The sequence below is a fragment of the Deinococcus puniceus genome, from assembly GCF_001644565.1.
Lineage (GTDB): Bacteria > Deinococcota > Deinococci > Deinococcales > Deinococcaceae > Deinococcus > Deinococcus puniceus.
Genome location: NZ_CP011387.1, coordinates 2,601,656 through 2,627,991, shown reverse-complemented (window position 1 = coordinate 2,627,991; position 26,336 = coordinate 2,601,656). Strand labels below are relative to the sequence as shown.

Here is a 26,336-nt window from a genome sequence, read left to right as displayed (position 1 = left end):
CTACTCTCCGGTTTGGGTCAGCGCGTACTCCACCAAGAGCGGCAGATGGTCACTGCCCGCGTCGGGCAAGACTTGCACCCGCACAGGCTGTAGCCCGCGTGCCATCGCATGATCTATTCGTAGGTACAGGCTGGGAAATGTCCACCCCGGCCCCCGTCCGGCCTGATCGTGGGCGCTGGGGCCGTAAGCGCGGGTCAGGCGGCGGTACAGGCGGCCACGCGGTGGGGTGTTCAGGTCGCCTGCCAGCAGCAGTGGCCCGGATTCTGCGGCAGCAATCTGCTCTAGCGTTCGCACCTGCTCTTCCCGCACGTCGCGGGTGCGGCCCACGCTGTCCCAGTCGCCCGCCAATGCACGCGACAGCAGCACTGTATTCAGATGGACATTGACCACGCGCAGGCGTTGGCCCCGCCAGTTCAGGGTCGTCTGCAAGTACTGGCGGTTGCTGCCGGGGGCCGCGAATGCTTGTGTGCTGAGTACAGGTAACCGTGAGAGCGTCATCACTTCACCCGCCGAATGCACCGCATACCCCGGCAGGCCCGCGAGCAGGGCGGCGCGGTAGCCGGTATCCATGAAACGGGTTTCTTGCAGCAGCACTACATCGGCGTTCATGGCCCGCAGGTTGGCGGCCATTTTATCGGCGCTGATGCGGGTGCCGCGTGCCGTATTGAAAGTCACGACGCGCAAGGTGTCGGCGGAGTTGGCCGGAGCGAGGGCAAACGCGCCGTCTGCCAGCCCAGCGCCCCACGCGGCCAGCGCACTTGCCAGCACCGCAGTGGCCCACCCGCGCCGCCGCCCATCCCGCCGAAGTAGCGTCCAGCACAGCACGGGCAGCGCAGGCAACAGCCACACCACCGGGGGAAGGTAGGCCAGCAACAGCGTCGGCACACTGGCTTCGGCTGCCCACTCGCCCAAGGCCCAAGCGAGGGCCACCACTGCCAAATACAACCAAGCCAACCGCGAACGCCACATAGAGAACACGCAGCCTGACCGATGGGGCGGCAGGCTGCGACAGTCTAAAGATGGAGAGTGGTGGGTGGATCGTAGATCGTGGTTGAGCTGTTTCCACGATCAACACTCCAAGTTCTACGTTCGGTTTACTGCCACTCCGCCGCCCGTTCCCGGACTTCTTCTCTCGCTGCCAATTCCTCGCGCTGCACCCGGTTAATCGCGTCTGCGAGGGCTTCCCGCAGTTCAGTTAGGCCTCGGTTGTTCAGGGCGCTGGTGGGAATAGACGGGGTTTCTTCGCCCACCGTGTCCAGAATGCGGCCCTGCTCGCGGCGCAGGGTGTCTTCATCGGTGGCGTCGGCTTTATTCAGGGCCACCACAGTCGGCATATCGCGGAAGCCGAGGTCTTCCAGAATGCGGTTCACGGCGTCGAAGCGGGTGTCTGCGCCGGGGCTGGCGGCGTCCAGCACATGCAGCAGCACGTCGGCGTCTCCGATTTCTTCCAGCGTAGACCGGAAGGCCCGCGTCAGGTCTTTGGGCAGGTCGCGGATAAAGCCCACCGTGTCGGTCAGCACCACCGGGCCAATGCCCTCGATGAAGCCTTGACGGCTGGTGGGCCGCAGCGTGGCAAACAGTTTGTTTTCGGCCAGCACGCGGCGTGGTTCGTCGGTGGCGTGCGTAAAGGCGTTCAGCAGCGTAGATTTGCCCGCGTTGGTGTAGCCCACGATAGAGACCACCGGAACCTCGTTGCGCGAGCGTTGTTTGCGGCGTTCCTCGCGGCGCATGGCGACGTTTTCCAATTGTTTTTCCAAGAAGCTCAGGCGGTCATTGATCCGGCGGCGATCCAGCTCCAGCTTGGTTTCGCCGGGGCCGCGAGTGCCGATGGCCCCGCCCGCCGCGCTGCCCCCGCCCCCGCCGATACGTGAGAGCTGTGCACCCGCACCTAGGAGTCGGGGTTTCATGTAACGCAACTGCGCCAATTCCACTTGCAGGCGCGATTCCACGCCCTGTGCGTGCAGCGCGAAAATATCCAGAATCAATTGCGTGCGGTCAACGATCTTCAGGCCCGTGGCAGCCTCGATTTCGCGGGCCTGCGCTGGCCCCAACTCTTGCCCAAAAATCAGGAGTTCGGCGTCCAGATGGTAGGCGCGGCTGGTCAGTTCTTCCAGCTTGCCCGCGCCCACCAGCGTGCCGGGTTTCAGGTTGCGCCGAAACACCAGTTCTTTGTGAACCACGTCTGCGCCAGCGGTGCGGGCCAGTTCGGCCAGTTCGGTCAGGCGTTCGTCGGCGTCAAATTCGCCCTGATCTATTTGCACCAAAATGGCGCGTTCGCGGTCTTTGGTGGCCTGCCGGGTGCGGGCGGCCCGCGCAATTTCTTCTTCCAGCGCCGACACCTGCGCCCCCAGATCAAACTCGTCGATCTGAAAGGACGGCACAGGCGGCAGGATGCGCCAGTCTTCTTCCTCGCCCACCGTGCCGGGCGGGGTCAGGTGGGCCGTGTGAACGAGTCCGGGCTGGCCCTCGCCGTTGGCAGCGCGAACCTCGATGGCGCTCATGGCGTCCAGCCGTTTCAGAAACAGCGTGGACAGGTCGCCCTTGCTGAGGCCGCCGCCTTTGGGGTGCGCGTGCAGCAGATGGAATCCAGCGAGGCGGTTCTCGCCCATGCGGAGTTCGGGCAGTTCGGCGGCTTTGGCATCGGCCACCGACACGCTGATGACGCGGCCCCGGCGGTCAATGAGGACGCTCACTTCACGGCGAATATCGAAAGCCAATTCGGCCAAGTTGCGGGCCAATTCCGGCGAACCCACGCGCCCCGGCTCGATGCGGCGGCGGTACAGGTTGCTCAGCGATTTCAGTTGTGCAGGACGCAGGCCGGAGGTATTCCCTAGGACTTTATCTATGTGTGGTCACTTCCTTAAAAGTTCCGTTTGAATTCTAGATTCAAACCGAGCAGGGCGAGTGAGAAGAGGAAGGCTTTCACGGAATGGACGGCTTTCCGGCGTTCTTCTGGAAGGCTGGGCATGCAGTGGAAGCCTATGGGGGAGGGTGTGGGGGTGAGACGTGGGACATGCCCCGTTCGGCGCAGGTGGCAGCAATCATCGTGTTGTTCAAAGCTCATGACTCAAAGCCGCCTGAAGGCCACCGGAACAGCGTTCGCGGGGCGGGGCACAGCACACGTCCGGGCATCGCCTCAGAATATCCGAGGGAGCCGCAGGGAAACGTGTGCTTTCACTTCAGGAAGTTGATCATCGTGTGGGCAGTTTAGCGGCCAGCCGGGGCGGGGGCATCGGCAAAGTGGCGTAGTAGGAAGGGGCGGAGTGGGAAGGGCCGAGTGGGGAGGGAAAAGACAGAGTCGTAAGCGCAGCTCTGCCAACCGTTAAGCCTATTCGGGGCGGCCATGACACAGTCCGTCTTTCCACCTTTATTCTCAAGTCCTCCCACCCGCTTCCGTCTGTGCTTTGCCCCGGCCCGCTAGGAGGAAGATGATGAAATCGAGTTTGCTGCTGGCTGCTGGTGTGCTGCTGCTGTCTGGCTGCGCCGCCGTCAAGAACGACTACGGCTTTCAAGGCACGTTCAGAGAAAGCTGGGACGGGCAACGTTGGATGATAGAAGGCGTGGGCACCCGCTTTGCCCGCGAGGGCGACATAGAACGGGCGCTGGCTTTTCGGGGCGCAGAACTGACGCTGGGCAACGGCCAGAAGTACTTTTATATGACTGCGCCGTTCAGCTTTCAGCATATAGAAACCACCACCGTTGCGGGCAGTACCACCATTTCGGCCATGCCCTTCGGCGCACTGATCAGCACCACGCCATACAGAACCCAGTCTTACAACGCTGGAGCCTATTCGCGGGTAGTCGTGGAACCCATCCCAGACAATGAACTTGATCGCTGGCGCTCCCCCCAAGACAGCGCCGGGGTCTACAACGCCCTCACGGTCTACAACACGCTGGGGCCGCTGGTGCGCGGGCCAACCTTCGTTCGTCGGTAGAAGCAGTTTTACCCCGTCCCACTCTGCCCCCGGCCTCTGCCGCCTCGCGCTACGCTACCCCATGACCCTCTACGCGGTACTCACGGTGGTGGCGGCCCTCTGGCTGGGCTGGACAGGCTGGCAGGCGTCCGGCGCGGCGCGGGCGCAAGTCGTCATGATTGCAGCGGGCCTCTCCATTGCGGGCGCGTCCATGCTGATTTTGTCGTACACAGCGGCCTTTGCCGTCGGCGTAGGCACACTGCGCGGTGGGCCGTTCGGATGGCCCAATCTGGTCACTATCGTGCCGCCTGTCGCTTGGCTGGCCTTCGGTTTAGTGGCGTTGGTACTGGCCGAGTCGTGGGCGGTGCGCTTTCAAATTTTCGGGCTAGGGGTACTGGGATTTGTGCTGGGGCTGGGGTTAGGCGGCGGATTTATCGGCTTGGGGGGCCGTTAGCGGGTAAGTTTCACTGCGTCCCCGTTTGATTTCTCGGTCAATTGCCTCACGCTAGCTTAGGCCATGACCATTCTGGCTCTGCTGCTTCCCGTCATCGCCGCTTGTTGGCTTGGTTGGGTAGGCTGGCATTCATCCGGGGCAAAACGATTGCGAGTGTTTCGGTGGACTGCCGGACTCTCTATCGCAGCCGCTTCTATGGTGATTCCAACGTTTGTTGTAATAGTCGGTCTCGGGATGGGTGCAAGCGGTGCAGAAGGGGTGCCAGATTGGTTGCTGCTTTCGTTTTTCTTGTTTGTTGCCACTTGGATTGCCTTCGGTTTGGTGGCTCTTAGGTTGGCCGACTCTTGGAAAACTGGCCTTCAAATCATCGGCTGGGGCGTGTTATGTGCTGTGCTGTGTCTTGTGCCGGGGCTACTTCTGCTGTTTGGTGCTGCGTAATTGGCCGCCATCTGACCTTCTTCACTCCCCCTGCAACGTCAGCACCAGCCGTCTGCTTCCGCCCTGATCGCGGTGTTCGCACAAATAGATGCCTTGCCACGTGCCCAGTGCCAGCTTCCCCGCCCGCACAGGCAGTGTCAACGATGGCCCCAGCAAGCTGGCCTTGATGTGCGCAGCCATGTCGTCTGGCCCCTCCTGAGTGTGTTCAAAGTCTGCCCAAGCGTCAGGAACCGCGTGGTTGAAATACCGCTCGAAGTCGCGCCGCACATCGGGGCTGGCGTTCTCATTCAGGGTCAGGCTGGCTGAGGTGTGCTGAATAAAGACATGCAACAGGCCCGTGCGGATGCTTGCCAGTTCCGGCATGGCGGCCACCACCTCCCGCGTAATCAGGTGAAAGCCCCGGCGCATAGGACTCAGCGTCAGTTCGTGTTGCGTCCACATAGGCTTAGGGTACGGCTTCTCACGCGCCCGCTTTAGCCTGACCACAATGCGCCGCCTGCCTCTCACCCAACAAACAAGAACAGTTCTCATGCCCGCCGTGTTGACTGCGCTCATGAGTGCCGCCCCCGCCGAAGCTGTGTCTAGCCTGAGTTTGCCCATTACCGTGCCGCTGGCGGGCGTGCAGGGCGCGGCCAATGCGCGGGTGCCCGCCGAGTTTGCGCGGGTGCAGCAGACCCAGAGCTTTCTGGGCGGCCTGCTCAGCGTGGACTTGGCGGGCACGGTCACGCGGGCCGGACACGTCAGCGTGAAGCCTGCGCCGGAAGGAGACGCATTGATCGTCAGCGTGCCTATTCGCGCCGACTTCCGGGCCGCCCCAGCGGGTATCGGTTCGTTTCTAGCGCGTGACTTTGGGGGCGCGGCCACCGTCAGTCTGCGGGTGTCGCCCTTCGTGACCCCGGACTGGGAGGCAGGCGCAAAGATTTCGGGCGACTATGCGTGGACAGACCCGCTGAGTGTGGAACTGACGCAGGGTGTGCGGGTCAGCGTGCAGAGCCTTGTGGACGGTCAGGTGCGTGCCCAACTGGACAAAGTGGCGGCAGATGTGGCGCGGGCCGTGCGCGACGGCGCGAATCTTCGCACACGGGCCGGAACCCTCTGGGCGCGGGCGCAGCAGCCTTGGACACTGCCCACTTCAGACCCCGCCTACGCCCGTGTCACGCCGCGTAACCTCAGTGTGTCGCCCTTCCGCTTCACGCCTGACGCCCTGAAACTGACGGTGGGGGCGGCTTTCGACCTGACGGTTGGGTTGGGTCGTGCGCCTGCGGTGGCCTCTGCGCCGTTGCCCGCGCTGACAGTGGCCGCGCCGCCCACATCCGGCGTGCAACTGAGTGTGCCCGTGCGCCTGCCCTACGCGGAACTCTCGCAGGCGGCCACCCGCGCTGCCGCCGCACAAGTGTTGCCGCTCCCCGTGCCGCTCAGTCCCAAACTCAAAATCAACCGTGTGACTGTCCAGCCCAAAGGCTCCAAGTTGCTCGTTACCGCCGAACTGACCATCACCGCGCTGGGCCTGAACGTGAATGCCACCGCCGACATCTCTGGAACTCCTGTGTTGGACAGGACGGGCCGCATCGTGACCCTGAGCGGCGTAACCGTGCAGACCCGCCGCAACGGAGTCACAGGCCGCGTGCTGGGCTGGCTGGCCGACAGCCGCGCCGAGGCGTATCTGGCCCGCGCCGCCCGCTTTGACCTTGGGCCAAGGTTGGATCAGGCCCGCACCGAAGCTCAGGCCCGTTTGCCGTATGCGCCCACAGCGGGAATCAAGCTAAGTGGCACAGTCGGCCCGCTGAAGCTGATAGCGTTGACGGTAGCCCCCGACGCCTTGACGGTGACGGCGGCGGCATCGGGGGAACTGACGGCGGGCGTGGATGCGGGGGCGATTCGGTAAAACGGAATTCAGGCTGTAGGCGGTAGGAAAACCACTGCCCACTGCCTACGTCCTACACTCTTACTTCACCCCAGTCAGATTCCGCAGGGGTAAATACTGCGGCGTCCAGATGCGCGAGCGGATCAGGCTTTCGAGTTCAGCGTCGGTCAGGTTGCGAATCCGGCGTTCGGCACACACGCCGTCCGTGATGGTCTGGCGGGCCACGCGCACCGCCACTTTGACGCTCACTTCGCGGATATGGCTGATGGGCGGATAGACCCGGTTGCCGTGTGGAATGGTTTCATCGGCCAGCGTTTGCGCGGCTTCCATGACCATGCCGTCCGTAATCTCGCGGGCGCGGCTGATGATTGCGCCGAAGCCCAGGCCGGGGAAAATGAAGGCGTTGTTGCCCTGCCCCACCGGGTAAATCTGGTCGCCGTAATGAATGTCGGCAAAGGGGCTGCCCGTCGCCACAATCGCCGCGCCGTTCGTCCAGCGGATCACGTCGCCGGGCTGAGCTTCCACGTTGCTGGTGGGGTTGCTGAGCGGGAAAATAATGGGCCGGGGCGTATGCTCCAGCATGGCCTCGATGGTGGGCTGGCGAAACAGGCCGGGCACTCCGGTTAGGCCCAGCAGCGCGGTGGCGCGGGCATTTACGACCGTCTCATGCAGGGTCGGATACTCGCCCTCAATTTTCCAACCCAACAGGTCGGCGGAGTGGCGAGCAAAGCTGAATTGGTGGTCTTCTAAACCGGGTTGCCCGTGCATCAGCAGGCCGTGACGGTCTACCACGTACACATGCGCGTTGGCATCGGCAAAGCTCAGGCCACTTCTCATCAGGCCGCTGCGAATGGCGCTCGCCACGCCAATCCCGCCCGCGCCCGCGCCTACCACCACGAACCGCTGGTCTTGTAGGCGCTCTCCCTTCAGGCGGGCTGCGCTCATCAGTCCGGCCAAAGCCATCGCGCCGGTGCCCTGAATATCGTCGTTGAAGCTGGGCACCACCCGGCGGTAGCGTTCCAGCACCCGGAAAGCCGTGCCACGCGCAAAATCTTCCCACTGAATGATGGCTTTGGGGTAGCGGGCCGAGACGGCCTCCACAAACCGGTCTAGGAACTCGTCGTAGGCTGGCCCGGTCAGGCGCGTGTGATGCACGCCCAAATACAGCGGATCGTCGATCAGGTCTTGGCGGTCTGTGCCCACATCCAGCTCGACGGGCAGCGTCTTGTCTGGCCCCACGCCGCCCGCCGCCGTGTACAGGCTCAGCTTGCCGATAGAAATTGCCATGCCGCCAAAACCCTGATCCCCGATGCCCAAAATGGCGCTGGAATCGGTGGCCACGATCATCCGCACATCGTTCAGCGGCACGTTTTCCAGCAGTTCGTCGGCGCGGTCTATGTCCTCGGTGCTCACCGCGAAGCCGCGTGGGTAGCGGTAAATGTGCGAGAACACCCGCACCGCCTCGCCCACTGTCGGCGTGTACAGGATGGGCAGCATTTCCTCCAAGTGGTCTTCCAGCATGGCGTAAAATAAAACCTCGTTGCGGTCTTGCAGCGCCCGCAAATACTCGTGCTTGCCGAGGTCGGTGGTCTGCTGGAGGTAACGCAGATAGGTTCGGTCTTTTTGCTCCTGCAAGGTGCTGGTATGCGGCGGAATCAGGCCTTCGATGCCCAGTTCGCGCCGTTCATCACGGGTAAAGGCCGTGGTTTTGTTCAGCAGCGGATTTTGCAGCAGGGCCAGCCCAGTCACGCGCACATCCAGATAACGCTGGCCTTGTTCGTCGCGCTTGACATCGTAATAACGGGACACGGGAAGCGGTTCGGGCATATCGCCCCAGCATAGCGGGACAGGAGTGAACGCGGTTCAGCGTGTCTGACTTGCCTGTGCTCCGGCCCACCGCACCCGCAACGCTTCAAAGTTGGCATCTATGCGGGTCTGGGGCAGAGCCATCTGGGTCGTTGTGCCCGTGCCGATGGGGTCGCCTAGCGCGTTTGCGGCTTCCATCCGGCACACCACGCGGCGGCCTTCCATACGCTCGAAGGTAGCGGTAATCGTTACGGTCATACCGGGCAGGGCGGAGGCGGTGTGCTGCACGTCTACCTGCGTGCCAATGCCGCCCTCGCCCTCTTCCAAAAAAGGCAGGATGATTTTGCGCCCCGCTTCCTCGAAATGCCGCGCCATCCAGTAGGTCGCGTACACCGGATGCACTGCGCCGAGTTCTTCAAATTGTACGGTCATGGCGTCAGTGATCAGCACGGTCAGGGTCTGGGAAAAGCCGGGTGGAATGGGCCGCATGGGGGAAGGCTAGCAGGGGAGGAGCGTCTAAGGGTCTAGGGTCGAAGGGAGGGCAATCGCTTTGCTCACTCACCCCCTCCCCGGCCCTCCCCCCTCAAGGGTGAGGGAGCAAAGCCCACAATTTTTGCCCTTTCTTTTCGCCCTCGCCCCTTGCGGGACTGGAACAGCTCGCAGAGAGAGGGGCGTTACCTAGCAGCGGGGTGAGGGGTGGTGAGCGAAGCGATTGCCCTCCCTTAGACAAAGCCTCCCTTCAACTCAGCCTCCACCCCAAACTCCACAGCCAATCACCCCGGTCATGCTCTACCCTCAGGCCATGCGCCCACTGCTGTTGCTGTTGCCTGTGCTGTTGCTGGGTCAAACCTCTGCCCAGACCGTGACTCCACGCGGCGCGGTGCAGGTGACCGGGCACGCGGCGGGCACCTTTGGGGGGGCAGGCAATATCGGCGGGCCATCGGGCGGGGTGGCGTGGGGGCCGAATGGCACGGCCTACACACTGGACGGCGCACGGGTGCTGTACCGCTGGAATGTGTCTACGGGCCGTTCCCTGTTCCGGCAGGTGCTGTGGCCGCCTGCCACCTTGCCGGGGGCGCGTGATCCGGCCTTCGGCCCGCGCCTGTTTTTAAACGCAACAAGTGCGGGGACTCTGGGTGCAGCGGGCCTGCTGGTACGGGTTGAAGGGGTTCAGAACGCTCAGCCTTACCGCACCGCCTTCACCCTCACCCCTGACGGGCGGCGTGTGCTGGGCGATCCCTGCCCTTCATCGGAACGGGTACCGAGGGGATGTGTTCAGGTAGGCGGGAGCAAGGTGCAAGACCGGACGCAAGCAGGCGCGACGGCCCCCCAAACGCCGCCGCTGGAACTGACTTACAAAGACCCGGCGACGGGAAAAACGCTCACGACTCGGCCAGAACCGCCCCCGGATGGAGCGCGATTAATTTTGGGTGAGTTGGGCAGCGGAGCCAGCCGGATTCCTTCCAGCACCGTGACCCTGCCACGCGGCGAAGTCCTGCGCGTAGTGCCCTCTCCCGACGGTTCGCGCACGGCGGTGTTGCGGTTGGTGGGCGAGTCTGGTGGTGCAGGCACGGCGTATGTGGATGTGGTGCAGCGCAAAGGCGGCAAGCGCGTTTTTTGGGCGTTACCGGGAACCACGCTGGCCGAGGACGCCGCACCCGACTTGCGCTGGGTGGGCAATTCGCGCCTGCTGACTGCTACCGCCGAGCAAGACCCTGTAACGGGCGGCGCAATCGGTGGCGGTCAGGTGGTAGCCCTGCGCGACGCCCTCACAGGCCGCGCCCGCTGGAAACTTTCCGCCACTGCTGGCTTAGTCGGTGCAGTTCCTTCCCCCGATGGCCGCCTGTGGCTGACGGTGCGCGGCGGCAGCGTACCCGAGGTGCGCCGGGTCAGTGACGGACAGTTTGTGCGGGCGCTGGGGCGGGCGGTGGTGGCGTGGGTTCCACTGGCGGGCGGTGCCTCGGTGGGCGGCGCGTCCAGCAGCGGGCGGGCAGCGGTGGCCCTCAGCGTAGGCGGCGGAGCCGGGGCACTGAGCTTGCTAGACCGGGCAGGCCGAGAAGTGCCCTTGGCCGGGGGCGCGGCCCGCTGGCGTTTTGCCGTTCCCAGCGTGCCCGACGCCCTCGCCGCTACCTCCGACGGCGGGCGATTTGCATTGGCGGTACCGGGGGCGCTGTATCTGCTGGACAGCACGGGTAGGCTGCGGCAAGCGCTGCCTTTGCCGGGGCTGAGGGTCAGCACATTGAGTTTTGCTCTAGGCGGCGTGCTGTCGGCGCGGGCCACCGATGCCGCGCTGGGCGGCGAACGCACCCTCGTTTGGAAGCTGGACGGGGCGGGCCAACTCAAACCCCTCACCCTGCCTCCCTTGCCCGACGGAAGCCGATACAGCCTGCCCATTTCTGCCCTGCTGCTGCGCGAAGATGTGCGCCGCTCTGCCCAGAATACGGCCCAGACTGGCCCGCTTCAGTCGCGCCTGAGTGTGCTGAACCTTGGGGGCGGCCTGCGCTGGCAAGAGGCGTGGGGAGCAGAAGCTGCCGCCCTTGCCAGCGCCGATGGACAAACGGTGCTGCGGGCCAGAGGAATAGCCATTCCCGGTCAGGCAGAAGTGGGGGCCTTGAAGCTCTGGCTGGCCGACGCCCGCACCGGACAGGCCCGCCCACCGCTGACTCTTGCTCCGCGTGCCCTGCAAGTTTACCGGGGCCTTGCTGTGGCCGACTTTGCCCCTAACCGCCGCCATGTCCTGCTGACCGAAGGGCAAGGCGACGGCTGCGGCGGGGCGCTGTACGGCGTGCGCTTGGCCGATCTTCAGATTCGGCAGGAAGTGCCCTTGCCCGCCGCGTTCGGCACAGGCCTGACCCGCTTTTTCGGCTGCGGCCACCCGCGCCCGGTGCCCGAAACCGCCTTCGCGCCGGACGGTAAACACATCCTGATTCGGGACGGCAACGCGCTGAACTGGTGGGCGGGGGCGTTCGGGGGCGGGCGTTAGAAAAAAATAGTTCTGATCTCTCAAATCCAGTACGTGGCCCCTGCTCTACACTGCCCGCGTGAAACCTGCTCTCACGCTGGCCGACTTGCTTACCCTGATCCGCGAATCGGCGCTGGCGTTTGGGCAAGACAAAGCGCCCCGGCTGGCGGCTGCCATCGCCTACTACGCCATTTTTGCGGTGGCCCCGATGCTGTTTTTTGCGTTGGCCGTCGCCAGCCGTTTTCTGGCAAATGTGGACGTACAGGAGCAGTTGTTCAGCTTTCTGTCTCAAAACATAGGGGCAGACGCGGTGGATTTTGTTCGCACCCTGATTCCCACCGACGATAGCCTGCAAAAGTCCAGCACCGCCGCCACCATCATCGGCTTCGTCACGCTGTTCTTGGGGGCCACCGGGCTGTTCGTGCAGCTACAAGACGCTCTGAACAGCTTGTGGGGCGCGGAGCCGGGGCCACCGGTGGGGCCGCTGGCGATCATCGGCTCACGCCTGCTGTCGTTCGTGCTGGTGCTAAGTTTCGGCGTGCTGATCATCGCTTTTCTGGTGGGCAATACCTACCTGTCGGCGGTGGCCGAGCGCATCGGTGACCTGATCGGCGCGGGGGCCTTTTTCGTGCGCGTGGGCACGTTTTTGCTGTCTCTGCTGCTGCTGACGCCTGTGTTTGCCAGCGTCTACAAGCTGCTGCCCAGCGTCAAACTCCAGTGGAAAGACGTGTGGGTGGGCGGGGCCGTGACCGCGCTGATGTTTACGCTGGGGCAACTGCTGATCGGCCTGTATTTTGGCCGTGCCGCACCCGGCAGCGTGTTCGGGGCCGCCGGATCGCTGGTCATTTTGCTGCTGTGGATCTATTACTCCAGCATGATTTTCTTTTTTGGCGCAGAAGTCACGTGGGTCTACTCCCAGAAGTATGGCACGCGGGCAGGCGGGGCCGCCAACGTGGCTAAAAAGCAGCAATTGGCTGCACAGGGCGCAGAAATTGACGCTGCCCCCAGCACGCAAGAACTGGAAAGCGCTGCACAGAAAGCCGCCCGCCCGCCCCGCCGTGTGTTTGGCCGCCCGCTGCCGCAGTTGCCCCAGTTTTTATCCAAAGTCGTCCGGCCCAAACCAGCCACACCCGACGTGTTGCCCAGCATCAGCGCCGCCGTCTGGAACGCGGTCTTGGCCCTGCTGGCAATTCCCGCCGTGATTGTTCTGAAGCTGATCGGGTGGCGGGGGGGGCCGCGTCAATAGGGGAGAGGCAGATTTGAGCGCAGGGGGTTGCCTTTGACCTTCCTTAGACCCTATGATCCTAGACCCTTAGACAACTCTTTTAAGTACGGCGCATTTAACATCCGCTACCCTACCCCCATGTCTTCTGCTCAACCGCGTACTTTCCGGGCCATTGCCGTGCAGCCCAAATGGAGCGCCGACGATTTTGTCAGTGCCGAGGCCTTCCGGGCGTGGATGCGCTCGCAACTGGAGCTGGCCCGCCCGCATCTGCACCCCACGCGGCCCAATCTGGTGGTGCTGACCGAACTGAACGGCCTGCCGCTGGTGCTGCGCGGTTCGCCGTTGGCGGCGCGGGCCGGAACCTTCGAGCGGGCGGCGTTGCTGCTGTTCCTGAGCCGCTTGCCCAGTGTGCTGCCTGTGCTGTTGCGGGAACGGGTGTCGCCGATTCGGGCGCTGCAACTGGCGGCGTGGCCCATCAATACGCGCCTGTACCTGCATACCTGCCGTGATCTGGCGCGGGAATACGGCGTGTACCTCTGCTGCGGCTCCACGCCCATGCCGCGCCTGAGTCTCCGGGCGGGCCGGATAGTGCGGGAAGCGGGCACCCTAACCAACCAGACCGTCATCCTCGACCCCGAGGGCCGCCTGATCGGGGCCACCGACAAGGTTCACCTCACGCCCGCCGAGGGAGCGGGCGGGGTAGACCTGACCCCCGGCCCCCTCTCCGAACTGCGCGTGTTTCCCACCCCTGTCGGTGATTTGGGTGTGGGCATCAGCCTAGACGCCTTCCGCGCCGACGTGATCGGCAAGCTGGAAGCGCAGGGCTGCACGGTGCTGCTGCAACCCGATGCCAACGGCGCACCGTGGACGAGTTTGGAAGGTCTGCCGCCCGACCCAAACAATGTGCGTGACCAAACGGTGGCTTGGTTGGAATCGGCATGGACGGCCACCACGTCTGGGAAATCCATCCGCTACGCCGTGAATCCGATGGTGGTAGGGAATCTGCTTGATCTGTCCTTTGACGGCCAAAGTGCCATCACCGGACGAGCTGAAGACGCGCCCAAGCTGCAAAGCTACGTGCTGACCGATCCTCGCCCCGGCTTTCTGGCGCTGGCCCCGTGGGTACAAAATTCCGGCACGCCCGAAGAACTCCGCCAACTGGGGCTGAATCTCGCGGTCCGCAGCGGCCATCCCCGCGAGAATGCCTACCGCACCGACCTGCTGCACGCCGACCTGACCCTCTCCGCCATGACGCTTACTCCGCCGCCTCGTACCTCGCACGAACTGGCATTGGAAGCCCTGCTGGACGAAGCTTCTGCGCCTGTGATGACAGCTGGGCGCTGGCTGCCGCTGGCCATTGTGGCCGGATTGACGGCGCTGTTGCTGAGGCTCTGGCGGCGCAGACGTTGACAACCGGGGAGGGCGTCCGTATACTTCCTATCGCGCTCAGGACGCCCAAGCCTCTCACCGGGTAAGGACACGCCGAAAGTGCGCCCGCCGTAAGGGGGGTTGGCCGAGTGGTTGAAGGCAACGGTCTTGAAAACCGTAGTAGGGCAACCTACCGGGGGTTCGAATCCCTCACCCCTCGCCAAGACATGACAATCGGTGCCTCATGGAGAGGTGGGTGAGCGGCTTAAACCAAGCGTTTGCTAAACGCTCGTAGGCCAAAAGCCTACCGCGAGTTCGAATCTCGCCCTCTCCGCCACCGCACCGACTGTTCATGACCAGTTTCACCCTCATCACCAAACACCGTGTGCCTGTAGCTCAGCTGGATAGAGCGTCTGACTACGGATCAGAAGGCCAGGGGTTCGAATCCCTTCAGGCACACCACCACAAACCTCGTCTCCGGGCGGGGTTTTTCGTTGGCTGTACTGGCCTGCCTTCCTCACGATCCACTCTCAACAATCAAGGTTCCGTGCACCCTATTGATCCCCACTTCTCAACTGCCCAGCCCAAGTCTGCTAGCATTGGGGGATGATCGCCACCCGCACCACCCGTCAACGTGATGTGATTGCCCACGTGCTGGAGGGCGCGGAAGGCCCGTTGGCCGTAAACGACGTACATGGCCGGGCGCTGTCCGATTTGCCCGGATTAGGTATTGCCACGGTGTACCGTACCCTCAAACTGCTGACCGAACAGGGCCGGATTCACCCGGTTACGTTAGACGGCGAAACCCTGTACGAGGCCAGCGGCAAGGGGCACCACCATCATTTTTCCTGCACCCGCTGTGGGCGCGTGTTTACCCTGCACACCTGCCCGGTGGCCCTGCCGCGCGGCACGGTCTATCCGGGCGGATTTATCGTGGAGGCGCACGAGGTCACGCTGTATGGGCAGTGCCCGCAGTGTGCCGCCGCCCCCGCCTGAGCCACATGCTTGCCCATCCCCTTGTCAGCTCCGCCCCGACTTGATACCTTAAGTCAGCTTCCGCGTGAAGCTACCCCAATCCAGAGCGCCCGAGAGAACTGGCTCGTAGACGGCGCGGCAACCGGACTTCATTACGTCACGGTGCCAAGGCCAGCCCAACGGCGCGTTAACGATGACTGCGCCCGCCGGGAACGATCCGGGAAGGTCACGCGATGAATATTTTCGCCCCTTCTCTTTTTCCCCAAGAGAGGGGCGTCGCCTCTGTGTAGGCCGCCCCACCCATTTCAGACACTTGCTGTCTGGCCGGAGGGCCGCACAATGACTACCCCCAAAAAGCTGCACTTTGACACCCTGCAAGTTCACGCCGGACAGCGCCCAGACCCCACTACCGGCGCTCAGGCCGTGCCTATTTACGCCACCAATTCCTATGTGTTCGAGTCGCCGGAACACGCCGCCAACCTGTTCGGGCTGCGGGCCTTCGGCAACATCTACAGCCGGATCATGAACCCCACCAACGCGGTGTTGGAAGAACGGATCGCGGCGCTGGAAGGCGGTGTGGGCGCACTCGCGGTTGCCAGCGGGCACGCGGCCCAGTTCCTCGCCATCACGAATGTGGCGCAGGCCGGAGACAACATCGTTTCCACGCCCAACCTGTACGGCGGCACGGTGAACCAATTCCGGGTGACGCTGCGGCGATTGGGCATAGAGGTTCGCTTTACCGGCAAAGACGAGCGCCCCGAAGAATTTGCGGCCCTGATCGATGACCGCACCCGCGCCGTGTATCTGGAAACCATCGGGAATCCGGCGCTGAATATTCCCGATTTCGAGGCGATTGCGGCGGCGGCCCATGCTCAGGGTGTGGCGGTGTTCGTGGACAACACCTTCGGGGCCGGGGGGTACTACTGCCAGCCCCTCCAGCACGGCGCGGATATCGTGCTGCATTCCGCCAGCAAATGGATCGGCGGGCACGGCAACGGCATCGGCGGCCTGATCGTGGACGGCGGCAAATTCGACTGGGGCAATGGCCGCTACCCCCTGATGACCGAGCCGAGTCCCAGCTATCACGGCCTGAATTTCTGGGAAGCTTTTGGCGAAGGCAACGCGCTGGGGCTGCCCAACGTGGCCTTCATCACCCGCGCCCGCACTGAGGGCCTGCGCGATCTGGGGCCGACTCTGGCTCCTCAGCAGGCGTGGCAATTCCTGCAAGGCCTGGAAACCCTGAGCCTGCGGGCCGAGCGCCATGCCCAGAATGCCCACGCGCTGGCGGTGTGGCTGGCGGCCCACCCCGACGTGTCCCGCGTGACCTATCCCGGCCTCAGCAACCACCCGCACTATGACCGTGCCCAGACCTATCTGCCGCGTGGGGGCGGCGCAGTCCTCACCTTCGAGCTGCGCGGCGGGCGTGCGGCGGGCGAGGCCTTCATCAGTTCGGTGGGGTTGGCCCAACACGTCGCCAACGTCGGAGACACCCGCACGCTGGTCATTCATCCGGCCAGCACGACACATTCTCAGTTGGATGACCAACAGCGCACGGCGGCAGGCGTCACGCCGGGGCTGGTGCGTGTGTCGGTGGGCATCGAGCACATAGACGACATCCGCGAGGACTTCGCGCAGGCCTTGGCCGCCGCCCTCGTGGACGCGGAAGGCGTATGACCGCCGTGAGTTTTGGCCCGGAACTGTTGCCCCCGCCGGAAGCATTTCAGCCGGACGAGGCCGCCCCGGAGCGATGTCTGCCGCGCCGCCACACCGTCACTCTGTTTCGCAAAGAGCCGCTGTTGCTGGATTGCGGCCAGCCCATGAACCATGTGCGCGTGACCTATCACACCTACGGCGAGGCCCGCCCAGACGCTACTTTGGTGCTGCATGCCCTGACTGGAACCAGTGCGGTTCACGAGTGGTGGCCCGACTTTTTGGGTGAGGGCAAGCCGCTTGACCCCAGCCGCGACTTCGTGGTGTGCGCCAACGTGTTGGGTGGCTGTGCGGGCAGCAGTGGGCCGTCCGAATTGCCGACAGTGGGCGGCGAACCGGTGGCCCTGACCCTGCGCGATATGGCCCGCGTGGGCCGCGAACTCCTGCGGCATCTGGGCGTGGGCCGCGTGCGCGTGATCGGCGCGAGCATGGGCGGGATGCTGGCCTATGCGTGGCTGCTGGAGTGCCCCGATTTAGTCGAGCGGGCCGTGATTATCGGCGCACCCGCCCGCCATTCGCCGTGGGCCATCGGCCTGAACAGTGCCGCCCGCAGCGCTATTGCCGCTGCACCGGGCGGAGAGGGGCTGAAGGTGGCCCGCCAGATCGCCATGCTCAGCTACCGCAGCCCCGACAGCTTGGCGGCCACCCAGAGCGGCCCCAGCACGCGGCGGCCCGGCGTGCCTGCCATCACGTCCTACCTCAGTTATCAGGGCGAAAAGTTGGCCGAACGCTTTTGCGAGCGCACCTATGTCACCCTTACCCGCGCTATGGACGCCTTCCAGCCGGGCGACGCCGAACTGGCCTGCATCGGCGTGCCTGTGTTGGTAGTCGGTATCAGCAGCGATGTGCTGTACCCGGCGGCAGAAGTGCAGGCCCACGCGGCCCAGTTGCGGCGCGGCACCTACTGGCAACTCGATTCTATTCACGGCCACGACGCCTTCCTGATGGATGCGGGCGAATTGCCGGAGAAGGTTGGAGCGTTCTTGCGGGTGTAATCGGGCGTTTCGGGGGCTTTGTCTAAGGGTCTAAAGGTCTAGGGTCTAAGGTGCTGGGGCGGTTGGGGGTTTGGGACGGCAGAGATTGACCCCCCGGTTGCTTTGCAACGGCCCCCCTTAGAGAGGGGCGGGAGAAGATGGGTCTTGACGTTATTAGACCCTTCGACAGCCCCTCACTCCACCGCCTCCCCCCGCTGCATCTTCACGGCCCGCACCAAATTCTGATACATCAGGGCGCTGGTCAGTGGGCCGACGCCGCCCGGCACAGGTGTGAAGGCCCGCACCACCTCGGCCACTTCAGGCGCGGCGTCCCCGACTACGCCGTTGGGGGTCACGTTGATTCCCGCATCCACCACCACATGATGCGGCTGCACCTGCTCTGGGCGCAGCAATCCGGGTTTGCCCACCGCAACTACGATGGCGTCTTGCGGGGCCAGCACCGCCGCAAGGTCGCGGGTATGTTCGTTGCACACGGTCACGGTCATGCCCCGGTTGCCCAGCATCCACGTCAGTGGGCGGCCCACAGTGCGCCCCGGCCCGATCACGGCCACGCGCAGGCCGCGCAGGTCGTCGCCCAGCACCGAACGCAGCAAAAAGCGCACCGAGCGCGGCGTGGGCGGCAAGATCGCTTCAGGTTCGCGCCCCGCCGTCACGAGGGCGAGGTTGGCGGGCGTCAGGCCTTCTACGTCTTTGCGGTGGGCCAAGTGCAGCAAGCTCAGGTCAGGGTCTAGCCCCGCTGCCAGCGGCAATTCCAGCACGATGCCTTGCACGTCGTCCCGCTCCGACAGCGCCCGCAGTTCGGCATTCAGGGCGGCTTGCGTCAGCCCCGGCCCCAGCTCCGCGCCCAAGTCGCGCACCGTAAAACGCACGCCCAGTTGCCCCGCCCGCCGCGCCTTGCTCTGCACATACACCCGCGAGGCCGGGTCGTCGGAGGCCAACACACTGACCAGATGGGGCTGGAAGCCTTCTTGCTGCCAGATGGCGAGGGCCGACTTGACACCCTTGGTCACGGTGTCGGCCAGCGGTTTGCCGAGGATGAGGGTTGACATGGTGGCTCCTTATTCGCAGGGGTTGGAGGTGGAGGTTTTGGGGCTTCTCCCACGCTTTCCCCCACCCCCCCCAGCCCCCGCCCCCAAAGGGGTCAGGGGAGTTGGTCGCTCCGCTCGGGAGGATTGATCTTGTCGCATCCAGACTCGGCTGAACCGTTCACCTGAAGCGGAATCGCCAGTTGTCTTAACGCTGGAATTGGCCCGCGCGTTGCACGCACGACGGCCTCACACGCATTCGGGCGGGGACGATGTGGGGTGGCGGTGTCGTGGGTTTGCTCCCTCTCCCTTGAGGGGGACTCGCAGAGCTGCGCAGCAGAGGGGGTGAGTGAGCAACGCGATTGCCCGTCCTTAGACCCTCAGACCCTAGACCCTTAGACCTTCCGCCACCCAACTTAACCTAGTGCCGGAAGTGCCGCGATCCCGTGAATACCATGCTCAGGCCCAGTTCGTTGGCCGCCGCGATCACTTCCGGGTCACGTTTTGCGCCGCCGGGTTGCAGGATGCTCAGCACTCCCGCGCCCGCTGCCAGTCGCACCACATCGTCGAATGGGAAGAAGGCTTCCGAGGCCAGCACCGCGCCCGCCGAACGCTCCCCGGCATTGGCGACAGCGCGTTCAGCGGCCCAGATGCGGCTCACGGCTCCGGCCCCTAGGCCCACCGTCACGCCGCCGCGTGCCAGTACCACCGCGTTGCTGCGGGCATGCTTCACCACGCCCCAGGCAAAGCGCAGGTCGGCCCATTCGGTGTCGGTGGGTTGGCGGGCGGTGACCACTTCGGGGCAGAGGTCGGCCCAGGGGCGGGCGTCACGCTCCTGCACGGCGAATCCGCCTGCGATGGGGCGCAAATCCAGCACACTCACGGCGGCGGCGGAGGCCGCGATCAGCACGCGCAGGTCGGGCTTTTTGGCCGCGAACCATTCCACCGCTTCCGGCGTCACGTCGGGCGCGATCAGCACTTCCAAGAAGGTGCCGCGCATGGCCTGAGCTGCGGCCAGATCCACCGTGCCGCTGACGGCCACAACCCCGCCAAATACGCTGAGGGTATCGGCGTCGCGGGCCTGCTCCCACGCGGCCTGCACGCTGTCTGCCACCGCCACGCCGCAGGGGTTGCCGTGTTTGACGGCCACGCACACCAGCCGGGGGTCGCCCGCCTCGGTTTCCTGCGCGGCCAGTTCGCTGCACAGGGCGTAAGCGGCGTCTGCATCGGCGTAATTGTTGAAGCTCATGGGTTTCCCGGCCACCACGCGGGCATCCAGCACTGGCCCCCGCGCCGCGCCCCAGCGGTAAATCGCGCCCGGCTGGTGGGGGTTTTCGCCGTAGCGCACTTCGGCCACCCGCGAGAGTTCGAGGCTCAGCGTTTGCGGCAACCGAGTAGGAATCGCATCCGATGTGCCGTCCAGATAGGCCGTAATCGCCGCGTCGTATTCGCTGGTGTGGCGGTAGGCTTTGGCGGCGAGGCGGCGGCGGTCTGCCTCCGTCACGTCGTCCTGCAAGGCTAATTCGTAATCTGCCGGGTCAACCAAGATCAGCACGCCTGCATGGTTTTTGGCGGCGGCCCGGATCATGGCGGGGCCGCCGATGTCTATGTTTTCTATCGCTTCGGCAAACGCGGCCCCACGTGCCACCGTCTCGCGGAAGGGGTAGAGGTTCACGCACACCAGATCAATCGTGCCGATGCCGTGCGCCTCCAGTTCGGCCAGATGGCCCGCGTCGCGCCGCGCCAAAATACCGCCGTGAATGCTGGGGTGAAGGGTTTTGACCCGGCCATCCAGAATTTCCGGAAAGCCCGTGATGTCGCTGACGGCGGTGGCTGCCACGCCCGCACCCGTGAGGGCCGACAGCGTGCCGCCCGTGCTCAGCACCTCCCAGCCGCGCTCCACCAATGCCCGCGCAAAGTCCACCACGCCCGCCTTGTCGCTCACCGAAATCAAGGCCCGTCTCTTTGTCTGATTGTTCGCTTGTGCCGTCATGTCCAGCCTCCCGTTCCAGCAAAAATCGGACGCTCACTCGACTACACAGGTTCAACCCATGCAGCGGTGATGCGTCCGACCCAGGCGTGCGATCCAGTCTTGCGTGGGCGGCTTCCCCGTGGTAGACCCCACGTTCAGCGCCAGTTGCCGCCCGCTGTGGCCGCAGCATACAGGCTGCCTGCGGCGCGGCGAGAAGTCGTCCAGATCCCTTGGACAGACTTCAGCGTTCCAGCACGCTTACGATTTCGATGTGGCTGGTCTGCGGATAAAAGTCGTGTGGAATGACCGCGCCCAGTTTCCAGCCGCGCCGGGTCAGGTCGCCTACGTCGCGTGCCCACGTGGCCGGGTCACACGACACGTACACCAATCGGTCAGCGGTAGAGGCGTGAATATGCTCGCGGGCTTCGGGTTCCAGTCCGGCGCGGGGCGGATCGACCACGATCACGTCGGTGCCCAGTTCGCTGAAGCGGGCCGCGTCACCACTGCGGTAGGTCACGTTCTTTTCTCCGCTGAGGGCCACATCCTGACGGCCCCGCGACAAGGCTTCAGGCGAGGAATCCAGCACCGTGACCTTGCGGAAGCTGGGCGACAGGTGGCGGCCAATCGCGCCCGCGCCGCCGTACAAGTCCACGGCATGTTCCCCTTTTCCGGCCAGTTCTGCGGCCCGGATATAGGCCAAGCCCGCCGCTTCGGGGTTCACCTGTGCAAACCCGGTGGCGCTCACGCTGACCTGCACTAGCCCAAACTGCTCCCGAATCTCGGACTCGCCCGCAATCAGGCGCACGCCTGCGCTGAAGCGTTTTCCGGCAGGCTGGGCCAGAGACACGCCTACCACGCCCGCTTCCATCAAGTGATCGGAGGCCCGCAGGAAGGCCCGCGTTTCGCCCGCGCCGATCACGGCGGCCACCACTTCGCCGGTCAACAGGCTGGCGCGGAAGGCAATTTCGGTGGCGGGGGCCAGCCGACTGGTGTCCAGCTTGTCCATGATGGCCTGAATCTGCGGCATCACGAGGGGGTCAGCGCCCACCACCAACGGGCCAGTGCCCCGGCGTTCGCGGTAGGCAAACCCTTCGGGCGTCACCAGATACTGCGCGGTGTTGCGGTAAAACCACTCGCGGGGGCTGGGTACGGTGTCGTGCACGGTGTGGCGCACCTTGGCAATGCGGGTCAGGGCTTCTTCCACAAAGCCGCGTTTGAAGACCAGTTGGGCGGCATACGAAGCGTGGGCAAGGTCGGCGGTGGGCAGGGCAGTGGCCTCTACCCGGTCAGGGCTGGCCCGCAAGACTTCGCGGGTCACGCCTTGGCGCACGCCCCGGCCATCGCGCAGAGCGGCGGTGACTTGCTCTCCGGGCAGCGCTCCGCGTACCAGCACCACACCATCGGCGTCGCGGGCCAGTCCCAGCCCCCCGGCAACCAGTTTTTCTATTTCGAGTGTGACCAACCCAGTGTGTGCTGGGGTGGCGGGAGTGTGTGCGGCGTCAGACATAACCTACAGGGTAGCGCAGGGCGGCGCGGGGAAAAGGGAGCGAGCAAGGAACGGGCTGGAAAATGAAGAAGGGCGGCCCCTTCCCACTGGCCGCCCCACTCCCTTTTTCCCTCTTCAGCCCTCTTCCTCGTACTCCAAATACGTATAGCCCAGCAGTTCCTCGCCGTAGTCTTCCAGCAGCTCGGTTTCCTGCTCCGGCGTCAGCATTTTGGCTTTAATCGCGGCGTCGGCCTGATCTTCAATGGCGTCGCGCAGCATGGGTTCCTCGTAGCCCATCGACTCGATCATGCGGCGGGCTTTCTGGCCGCGCACGAACAGGTCGATGTGATAGCGCCCGCCCGGACGCACCGTAATGTGCGCCTCGCTGACCTTGCCGAACAGGTTGTGGGAGCTGCCCAGCACGTCCTGATACGCGCCCATCAGGAACACGCCGAGGTAGTACGGCTTGCCCCCCGGCTCGTGCAGAGGCAGCGTGGCTTTCACGTCGCGCAGGTCGATAAACTTCTCGATTTTGCCGTCGCTGTCGCAAGTGATGTCGACAATCGTGCCTTGCCGTGTGGGGCGCTCGTTCAGGCGGTCTACGGGCACAATCGGGAAGAGGGCTTGAATCGCCCAGTTGTCGGGCAAGCTCTGGAACAAAGAGAAGTTGCAGATGAACTTGTCGGCCAGCACTTTTTCGAGGTCTTCCAGTTCGTCCGGCACATACTTTTCGTGCTGAATCATTTTGGCGATCTTGCGGAGGATGGCGTTGAACAGCGCCTCGCCGCGTGCCCGGTCTGCCAGCGTCACGTAGCCGAGGTCAAACAGGTTGTGCAGCGTCTGCTTGTCGCCCACCGCGTCGTTGTACGTTTCGCGGTAGTTGCGGGCGGTGATATTCGCCAGCCCTTCTTCCAAATCCTTCACGATCTGGTGGCTGTCGCCTTCGGGCGGCGCGAGGTCTTCAAGGTCACGGGTTGGCCCGGTCACGTCCAGCACAGGCATCACCAAAACTGCGTGGTGGGCGGTCAGGGCGCGGCCCGATTCGCTGATGATCACGGGTTCGGGCACCTGACGGGCGCGGCAGACTTCCTGCACCGTGTACACGATGTCGGCGGCGTACTCGCGCACGGTGTAGTTCATGGAGGCGTAGAAAGTGGTCTTGGAGCCGTCGTAATCGACGCCGAGGCCGCCGCCCACGTTCAGGTATTTCAGTTGTGCGCCCGCAGCGATCAGGCCCGCGTAGGTCTGGGTGGCTTCCCGCACGGCCACCTTCACGCGGCGAATATCAGTGATTTGCGAGCCGATGTGGGTGTGCAGCATGACCAAGCTATCGAGCATGTTTTCGGCCCGCAGGCGCTCCACCACGCGCAGGAGCTCGTAGGCGTTCAGTCCGAATTTGGCCTGATCGCCGCCCGACTCTTCCCACTGCCCCGATCCGCGTGCATGCAGCTTGAAGCGCACGCCGATGGCAGGCTTCACGCCCAACGCTTTGGCCTGCTTCAGCACGCGGTCAAGTTCGCTGTACTTCTCCAGCGTGATGACCACGTTTTTGCCCAACGTGCGGCCCCACAAGGCCAGCTTGATAAACCCGTCGTCCTTGAAGCCGTTGCAGCACAGCAGGGCGTCGGGGTGCATCCGCTGGGCCAAACACAGCGCGAGTTCGGCTTTGCTGCCTGCCTCTAGGCCGTGCGCGTAGTCGTACCCGGCGGCGGCCACCGTTTCCACCACAGCGCGGCGTTGGTTCACCTTGATCGGGAATACGCCCTGATAATGTCCGCCGTAGCCGTATTCGGTGATGGCCGCGCCAAAGGCTTCATTGAGGTGCTTGACCCGTCCGGCCAGCACTTGCGGAAAGCGCAGGATCACGGGCAGGCTTTCGCCGCGCTCCACGATTTCGTCGATGATGGCCCGCAGCGGCGCGTGCAAACCGGGGCTGGGGGTGACTTCCATCTGGCCTTTGTCGGACACGCGGAACCAGCCGCCACTCCAGTTGGGCACCTGATAAAGTTCGGCGGCGTCGACGGTGGTAAAGGGTTGTCCGGGGTTCAGGGGCGTCGTAGTCAAGGGGCGTCCTCCTCCAAGGTGCAGTGGGGTAGGCTCGCCGTGCGCGGGGTTCGGAGTATCGGGCCTGCCGGGGGCAGATCAGCACTCAACGGACGCCGTGCGAAACCGGGGGGCATAATACGGCACAGCGCGGCCACAAGTAGGGGGAAGAATGGCATTTGCGGCGGGCTGACACAGGGCGGACATTCGTCTCACGCAGCTGGACATAAAAAAGAGCGAGGGCTTAAGCCTCACTCTCTTTGTCTTCTGGCGGTCCGGACGGGATTTGAACCCGCGACCTTCTGCGTGACAGGCAGATATGCTAACCGCTACACTACCGGACCAACTCTGACTGACATCAAGTGGCAGACCAGCGGACAAGAGATTAAAGGCCAGCGGGCGGGAAGTCAAGCGGCGGTGTGGGCGAGGAGGCTGAAAAGGCCGCCGCAGACAGCTTATACACGTATTCGTCGCTGACGCTGCCCTTGAAGTGATCGGCCCCCAAGATCAGGTCGGTCTGAACAAAACCCAGCCGCTGTGCCAGTCGCCGCGACGCCCCATTGCGCGTGTCGAGGTGCGCCACGAATTCTTCTACCCCCAGCCCAGCGTGCAAAAAGCCCAGCATGGCCCGCATCGCCTCTGCCGCGTGGCCTTTGCCCCACGCTCCCGGTGCGAACACGTAGGCCACATCTGCCGTGCGTTGGGCTACATGCACAGTGGCCTGCACGGTTCCCAGTACTGTTTGCCCGCTATACACGATCCAGTTCAGCCACAATTCCCGGCCATCCGGCGAGCGGCGAGATTCTTGGTGGGCGAAGCGCCGCCGCAGCGCCTCTGCATCGGTGGGCGGCGTGCCGGGAATGTAGAGGTAGATACGCGGATCGGACAGCGCCGCCAACACTGCGGGCGCGTGGGCCGCCACTTGCGGTTCCAGCCGCAGTGTGGGCGTGGTCAGGAGTGGGTTGACTTCAATTTCGGCGGGCATGGCAGGCAGTGTAAAGCCCAGTCTTTGTTCTCAGCCGTGATGGCCCGCGCTCATCCAGAGCCCCCATCATGTGGGGTGATGAACAGGCCGGGAACAAAGAGAATGGTGCGGGTGGGTGTGCTGGCGGGCATGCTGCTGGGGTTGACCTCGTGTGCGGGGGCTGAGGCCCTGAGCGTGCAGCGCGTGACTTCGGGCGGAATGTTGTACACGGTAGCGGTGGTGAACTTGGCCCAAGACCGCCTAGAACTGCACTGGAACAACCCCGCCACAGGCAAGCCGTACCAGACCTTCGACGCCGTGCAGCAGCGCCTTAACAGTCAGGGGAAGGCCATGCTCTTTGCCACCAACAGCGGCATCTACGCCCCCGGCCCGCGCCCGCTGGGGCTGCACGTTCAGGGCGGCAAGACGTTGGTGGGCCTCAACAATGCCCGCTCTGGCGGCAACTTTGCCCTGCTGCCCAACGGCGTGTTTTGGGTCAAGGGCAACCGCGCAGGCGTGACCGAAACGCAGGCTTACCGCCGCCTGAACGTGGCCCCCACTTACGCCACGCAGTCGGGGCCGCTGCTCGTGTCGGGCGGCACACTGCACCCCGCCTTCAACCGCAGCGGCACCAGTTTTAAAACCCGCAGCGGCGTCGGCGTATGCAGCGACGGGCGGGTGCGGTTTGCCGTCAGTGCTGGCCCGGTCAACTTCTACAGCTTCGCCGTCTTTTTCCGCGACACCCTCAAGTGCCCCGACGCCCTGTATCTGGACGGCAGCATCAGCGCTTACGCCACGCCCGAAGCCAATACGCAACTTGCAGAGTTTGGCGGGATTTGGACGGTTTCGCGGTAAGGGTCTAAGGGTCTAAGGGTCTAAGGGTCTAAGGGTCTAAGGGTCTAAGGGTCTAAGGGTCTAAGGGTCTAAGGGTCTAAGGGTCTAAGGGTCTAAGGGTCTAAGGGTCTAAGGGTCTAAGGGTCTAAGGGTCTAAGGGTCTAAGGGTCTAAGGGTCTAAGGGTCTAAGGGTCTAAGGGTCTAAGGGTCTAAGGGTCTAAGGGTCTAAGGGTCTAAGGGTCTAAGGGTCTAAGGGTCTAAGGGTCTAAGGGTCTAAGGGTCTAAGGGTCTAAGGGTCTAA

General features: G+C 64.2%; 21 protein-coding genes, 4 tRNA genes and 2 riboswitches. Of the genes, 14 read left to right on the top strand and 11 right to left on the bottom strand.

The window, feature by feature from the left end; genetic code table 11:
* Both SU48_RS12140 and hflX read right to left on the bottom strand, forming a co-directional pair.
* Positions 1 to 969 carry an endonuclease/exonuclease/phosphatase family protein gene (locus tag SU48_RS12140; RefSeq protein WP_064015468.1) on the bottom strand — a complete coding sequence of 323 codons (969 nt, stop codon included), beginning with the start codon at positions 967 to 969 and terminating at the stop codon, positions 1 to 3.
* Between the two features lie 125 nt (positions 970 to 1,094).
* The gene (gene hflX / locus SU48_RS12135) at positions 1,095 to 2,846 is read right to left on the bottom strand and encodes a GTPase HflX (RefSeq protein ID WP_064015467.1); all 1,752 of its coding nucleotides are present in this window, start codon (positions 2,844 to 2,846) and stop codon (positions 1,095 to 1,097) included.
* 582 nt (positions 2,847 to 3,428) lie between these two features.
* On the opposite strand from hflX, the gene SU48_RS12125 reads away from it, so the two are divergent.
* The 3 genes from SU48_RS12125 to SU48_RS12115 all read left to right on the top strand — a co-directional run bounded on the left by SU48_RS12125 (position 3,429) and on the right by SU48_RS12115 (position 4,806).
* Positions 3,429 to 3,935: a hypothetical protein gene (locus SU48_RS12125; protein WP_157451160.1), complete on the top strand. Its 507-nt coding sequence runs from the start codon at positions 3,429 to 3,431 to the stop codon at positions 3,933 to 3,935.
* Between the two features lie 61 nt (positions 3,936 to 3,996).
* Positions 3,997 to 4,368, top strand: coding sequence for a hypothetical protein (locus SU48_RS12120; protein ID WP_064015464.1), 372 nt, complete (start codon positions 3,997 to 3,999; stop codon positions 4,366 to 4,368).
* Between the two features lie 63 nt (positions 4,369 to 4,431).
* The gene (locus SU48_RS12115) at positions 4,432 to 4,806 is read left to right on the top strand and encodes a hypothetical protein (protein WP_157451159.1); all 375 of its coding nucleotides are present in this window, start codon (positions 4,432 to 4,434) and stop codon (positions 4,804 to 4,806) included.
* Between the two features lie 21 nt (positions 4,807 to 4,827).
* Here the strand turns inward: SU48_RS12115 and SU48_RS12110 are convergent, their stop codons facing one another.
* Complete coding sequence (locus SU48_RS12110; RefSeq protein ID WP_064015462.1) at positions 4,828 to 5,247, bottom strand: secondary thiamine-phosphate synthase enzyme YjbQ; 420 nt, start codon at positions 5,245 to 5,247, stop codon at positions 4,828 to 4,830.
* 112 nt (positions 5,248 to 5,359) lie between these two features.
* Between SU48_RS12110 and SU48_RS12105 the strand changes: the two genes are divergently transcribed.
* Positions 5,360 to 6,691 (top strand): DUF4403 family protein, encoded by a 1,332-nt coding sequence (locus SU48_RS12105; protein WP_331710189.1) that lies wholly within the window; start codon positions 5,360 to 5,362, stop codon positions 6,689 to 6,691.
* A gap of 60 nt (positions 6,692 to 6,751) precedes the next feature.
* Here SU48_RS12105 and SU48_RS12100 read toward each other — a convergent pair whose 3' ends face one another.
* Together SU48_RS12100 and SU48_RS12095 are read right to left on the bottom strand one after the other, a co-directional pair.
* On the bottom strand, positions 6,752 to 8,497 hold the full coding sequence (locus SU48_RS12100) for an NAD-dependent malic enzyme (RefSeq protein ID WP_064015461.1): 1,746 nt from the start codon (positions 8,495 to 8,497) through the stop codon (positions 6,752 to 6,754).
* Positions 8,498 to 8,533: 36 nt separating this feature from the next.
* The gene (locus tag SU48_RS12095; protein ID WP_064015460.1) at positions 8,534 to 8,965 is read right to left on the bottom strand and encodes a thioesterase family protein; all 432 of its coding nucleotides are present in this window, start codon (positions 8,963 to 8,965) and stop codon (positions 8,534 to 8,536) included.
* Between the two features lie 313 nt (positions 8,966 to 9,278).
* On the opposite strand from SU48_RS12095, the gene SU48_RS12090 reads away from it, so the two are divergent.
* The 9 genes from SU48_RS12090 to SU48_RS12050 all read left to right on the top strand — a co-directional run bounded on the left by SU48_RS12090 (position 9,279) and on the right by SU48_RS12050 (position 17,711).
* Positions 9,279 to 11,459, top strand: coding sequence for a hypothetical protein (locus tag SU48_RS12090; RefSeq protein ID WP_157451158.1), 2,181 nt, complete (start codon positions 9,279 to 9,281; stop codon positions 11,457 to 11,459).
* Between the two features lie 58 nt (positions 11,460 to 11,517).
* Positions 11,518 to 12,684 carry a YihY/virulence factor BrkB family protein gene (locus SU48_RS12085; protein WP_064015458.1) on the top strand — a complete coding sequence of 389 codons (1,167 nt, stop codon included), beginning with the start codon at positions 11,518 to 11,520 and terminating at the stop codon, positions 12,682 to 12,684.
* A gap of 117 nt (positions 12,685 to 12,801) precedes the next feature.
* Positions 12,802 to 14,073, top strand: a complete 1,272-nt coding sequence (locus SU48_RS12080) for a nitrilase-related carbon-nitrogen hydrolase (RefSeq protein WP_064015457.1) — start codon at positions 12,802 to 12,804, stop codon at positions 14,071 to 14,073.
* A gap of 93 nt (positions 14,074 to 14,166) precedes the next feature.
* Positions 14,167 to 14,254: transfer RNA gene (locus tag SU48_RS12075), tRNA-Ser, on the top strand.
* Positions 14,255 to 14,277: 23 nt separating this feature from the next.
* Positions 14,278 to 14,368: transfer RNA gene (locus SU48_RS12070), tRNA-Ser, on the top strand.
* A 48-nt stretch (positions 14,369 to 14,416) separates the two neighbouring features.
* Positions 14,417 to 14,493, top strand: a tRNA-Arg gene (locus SU48_RS12065).
* Between the two features lie 144 nt (positions 14,494 to 14,637).
* A complete protein-coding gene (locus SU48_RS12060) occupies positions 14,638 to 15,027 on the top strand; it encodes a Fur family transcriptional regulator (protein ID WP_064015456.1) in 390 nt (129 codons plus the stop codon).
* Between the two features lie 76 nt (positions 15,028 to 15,103).
* Positions 15,104 to 15,206, top strand: a riboswitch (SAM riboswitch).
* 139 nt (positions 15,207 to 15,345) lie between these two features.
* On the top strand, positions 15,346 to 16,680 hold the full coding sequence (locus tag SU48_RS12055) for an O-acetylhomoserine aminocarboxypropyltransferase/cysteine synthase family protein (RefSeq protein WP_197474645.1): 1,335 nt from the start codon (positions 15,346 to 15,348) through the stop codon (positions 16,678 to 16,680).
* Positions 16,677 to 17,711 carry a homoserine O-acetyltransferase family protein gene (locus SU48_RS12050; protein ID WP_064015455.1) on the top strand — a complete coding sequence of 345 codons (1,035 nt, stop codon included), beginning with the start codon at positions 16,677 to 16,679 and terminating at the stop codon, positions 17,709 to 17,711. Before SU48_RS12055 ends, SU48_RS12050 begins: the two co-directional genes overlap by 4 nt.
* Before the next feature lie 173 nt (positions 17,712 to 17,884).
* On the opposite strand, the gene SU48_RS12045 is transcribed toward SU48_RS12050, so the two are convergent.
* The 6 genes from SU48_RS12045 to SU48_RS12020 all read right to left on the bottom strand — a co-directional run bounded on the left by SU48_RS12045 (position 17,885) and on the right by SU48_RS12020 (position 25,222).
* Entirely contained in the window at positions 17,885 to 18,760 is an 876-nt protein-coding gene (locus SU48_RS12045) for a bifunctional 5,10-methylenetetrahydrofolate dehydrogenase/5,10-methenyltetrahydrofolate cyclohydrolase (RefSeq protein ID WP_064015454.1), read from the bottom strand.
* Positions 18,761 to 19,157: 397 nt separating this feature from the next.
* Positions 19,158 to 20,729, bottom strand: coding sequence for a bifunctional phosphoribosylaminoimidazolecarboxamide formyltransferase/IMP cyclohydrolase (gene purH / locus SU48_RS12040; RefSeq protein ID WP_064015453.1), 1,572 nt, complete (start codon positions 20,727 to 20,729; stop codon positions 19,158 to 19,160).
* Positions 20,730 to 20,800: 71 nt separating this feature from the next.
* Positions 20,801 to 20,887, bottom strand: a riboswitch (ZMP/ZTP riboswitch).
* Positions 20,888 to 20,949: 62 nt separating this feature from the next.
* A complete protein-coding gene (locus tag SU48_RS12035; RefSeq protein ID WP_064015452.1) occupies positions 20,950 to 22,215 on the bottom strand; it encodes a class I SAM-dependent RNA methyltransferase in 1,266 nt (421 codons plus the stop codon).
* A gap of 114 nt (positions 22,216 to 22,329) precedes the next feature.
* Positions 22,330 to 24,258 carry a biosynthetic arginine decarboxylase gene (gene speA / locus SU48_RS12030; RefSeq protein WP_064015451.1) on the bottom strand — a complete coding sequence of 643 codons (1,929 nt, stop codon included), beginning with the start codon at positions 24,256 to 24,258 and terminating at the stop codon, positions 22,330 to 22,332.
* A 247-nt stretch (positions 24,259 to 24,505) separates the two neighbouring features.
* Positions 24,506 to 24,581 (bottom strand) — tRNA-Asp (locus tag SU48_RS12025).
* A gap of 41 nt (positions 24,582 to 24,622) precedes the next feature.
* On the bottom strand, positions 24,623 to 25,222 hold the full coding sequence (locus SU48_RS12020) for a GNAT family N-acetyltransferase (RefSeq protein WP_064015450.1): 600 nt from the start codon (positions 25,220 to 25,222) through the stop codon (positions 24,623 to 24,625).
* Between the two features lie 102 nt (positions 25,223 to 25,324).
* On the opposite strand from SU48_RS12020, the gene SU48_RS12015 reads away from it, so the two are divergent.
* Entirely contained in the window at positions 25,325 to 26,056 is a 732-nt protein-coding gene (locus tag SU48_RS12015) for a phosphodiester glycosidase family protein (protein ID WP_064015449.1), read from the top strand.
* Positions 26,057 to 26,336 lie beyond the last annotated feature (280 nt).

Bases quoted from the DNA above. Each gene is read 5' to 3' on its own strand.
- SU48_RS12140 (WP_064015468.1), bottom strand. From the start codon at position 969: ATGTGGCGTTCGCGGTTGGCTTGGTTGTATTTGGCAGTGGTGGCCCTC.
- SU48_RS12125 (WP_157451160.1), top strand. From the start codon at position 3,429: ATGATGAAATCGAGTTTGCTGCTGGCTGCTGGTGTGCTGCTGCTGTCT.
- SU48_RS12120 (WP_064015464.1), top strand. From the start codon at position 3,997: ATGACCCTCTACGCGGTACTCACGGTGGTGGCGGCCCTCTGGCTGGGC.
- SU48_RS12115 (WP_157451159.1), top strand. From the start codon at position 4,432: ATGACCATTCTGGCTCTGCTGCTTCCCGTCATCGCCGCTTGTTGGCTT.
- SU48_RS12110 (WP_064015462.1), bottom strand. From the start codon at position 5,247: ATGTGGACGCAACACGAACTGACGCTGAGTCCTATGCGCCGGGGCTTT.
- SU48_RS12105 (WP_331710189.1), top strand. From the start codon at position 5,360: ATGAGTGCCGCCCCCGCCGAAGCTGTGTCTAGCCTGAGTTTGCCCATT.
- SU48_RS12100 (WP_064015461.1), bottom strand. From the start codon at position 8,497: ATGCCCGAACCGCTTCCCGTGTCCCGTTATTACGATGTCAAGCGCGAC.
- SU48_RS12095 (WP_064015460.1), bottom strand. From the start codon at position 8,965: ATGCGGCCCATTCCACCCGGCTTTTCCCAGACCCTGACCGTGCTGATC.
- SU48_RS12090 (WP_157451158.1), top strand. From the start codon at position 9,279: ATGCGCCCACTGCTGTTGCTGTTGCCTGTGCTGTTGCTGGGTCAAACC.
- SU48_RS12080 (WP_064015457.1), top strand. From the start codon at position 12,802: ATGTCTTCTGCTCAACCGCGTACTTTCCGGGCCATTGCCGTGCAGCCC.
- SU48_RS12060 (WP_064015456.1), top strand. From the start codon at position 14,638: ATGATCGCCACCCGCACCACCCGTCAACGTGATGTGATTGCCCACGTG.
- SU48_RS12055 (WP_197474645.1), top strand. From the start codon at position 15,346: ATGACTACCCCCAAAAAGCTGCACTTTGACACCCTGCAAGTTCACGCC.
- SU48_RS12050 (WP_064015455.1), top strand. From the start codon at position 16,677: ATGACCGCCGTGAGTTTTGGCCCGGAACTGTTGCCCCCGCCGGAAGCA.
- SU48_RS12045 (WP_064015454.1), bottom strand. From the start codon at position 18,760: ATGTCAACCCTCATCCTCGGCAAACCGCTGGCCGACACCGTGACCAAG.
- purH (WP_064015453.1), bottom strand. From the start codon at position 20,729: ATGACGGCACAAGCGAACAATCAGACAAAGAGACGGGCCTTGATTTCG.
- SU48_RS12035 (WP_064015452.1), bottom strand. From the start codon at position 22,215: ATGTCTGACGCCGCACACACTCCCGCCACCCCAGCACACACTGGGTTG.
- SU48_RS12020 (WP_064015450.1), bottom strand. From the start codon at position 25,222: ATGCCCGCCGAAATTGAAGTCAACCCACTCCTGACCACGCCCACACTG.
- SU48_RS12015 (WP_064015449.1), top strand. From the start codon at position 25,325: ATGGTGCGGGTGGGTGTGCTGGCGGGCATGCTGCTGGGGTTGACCTCG.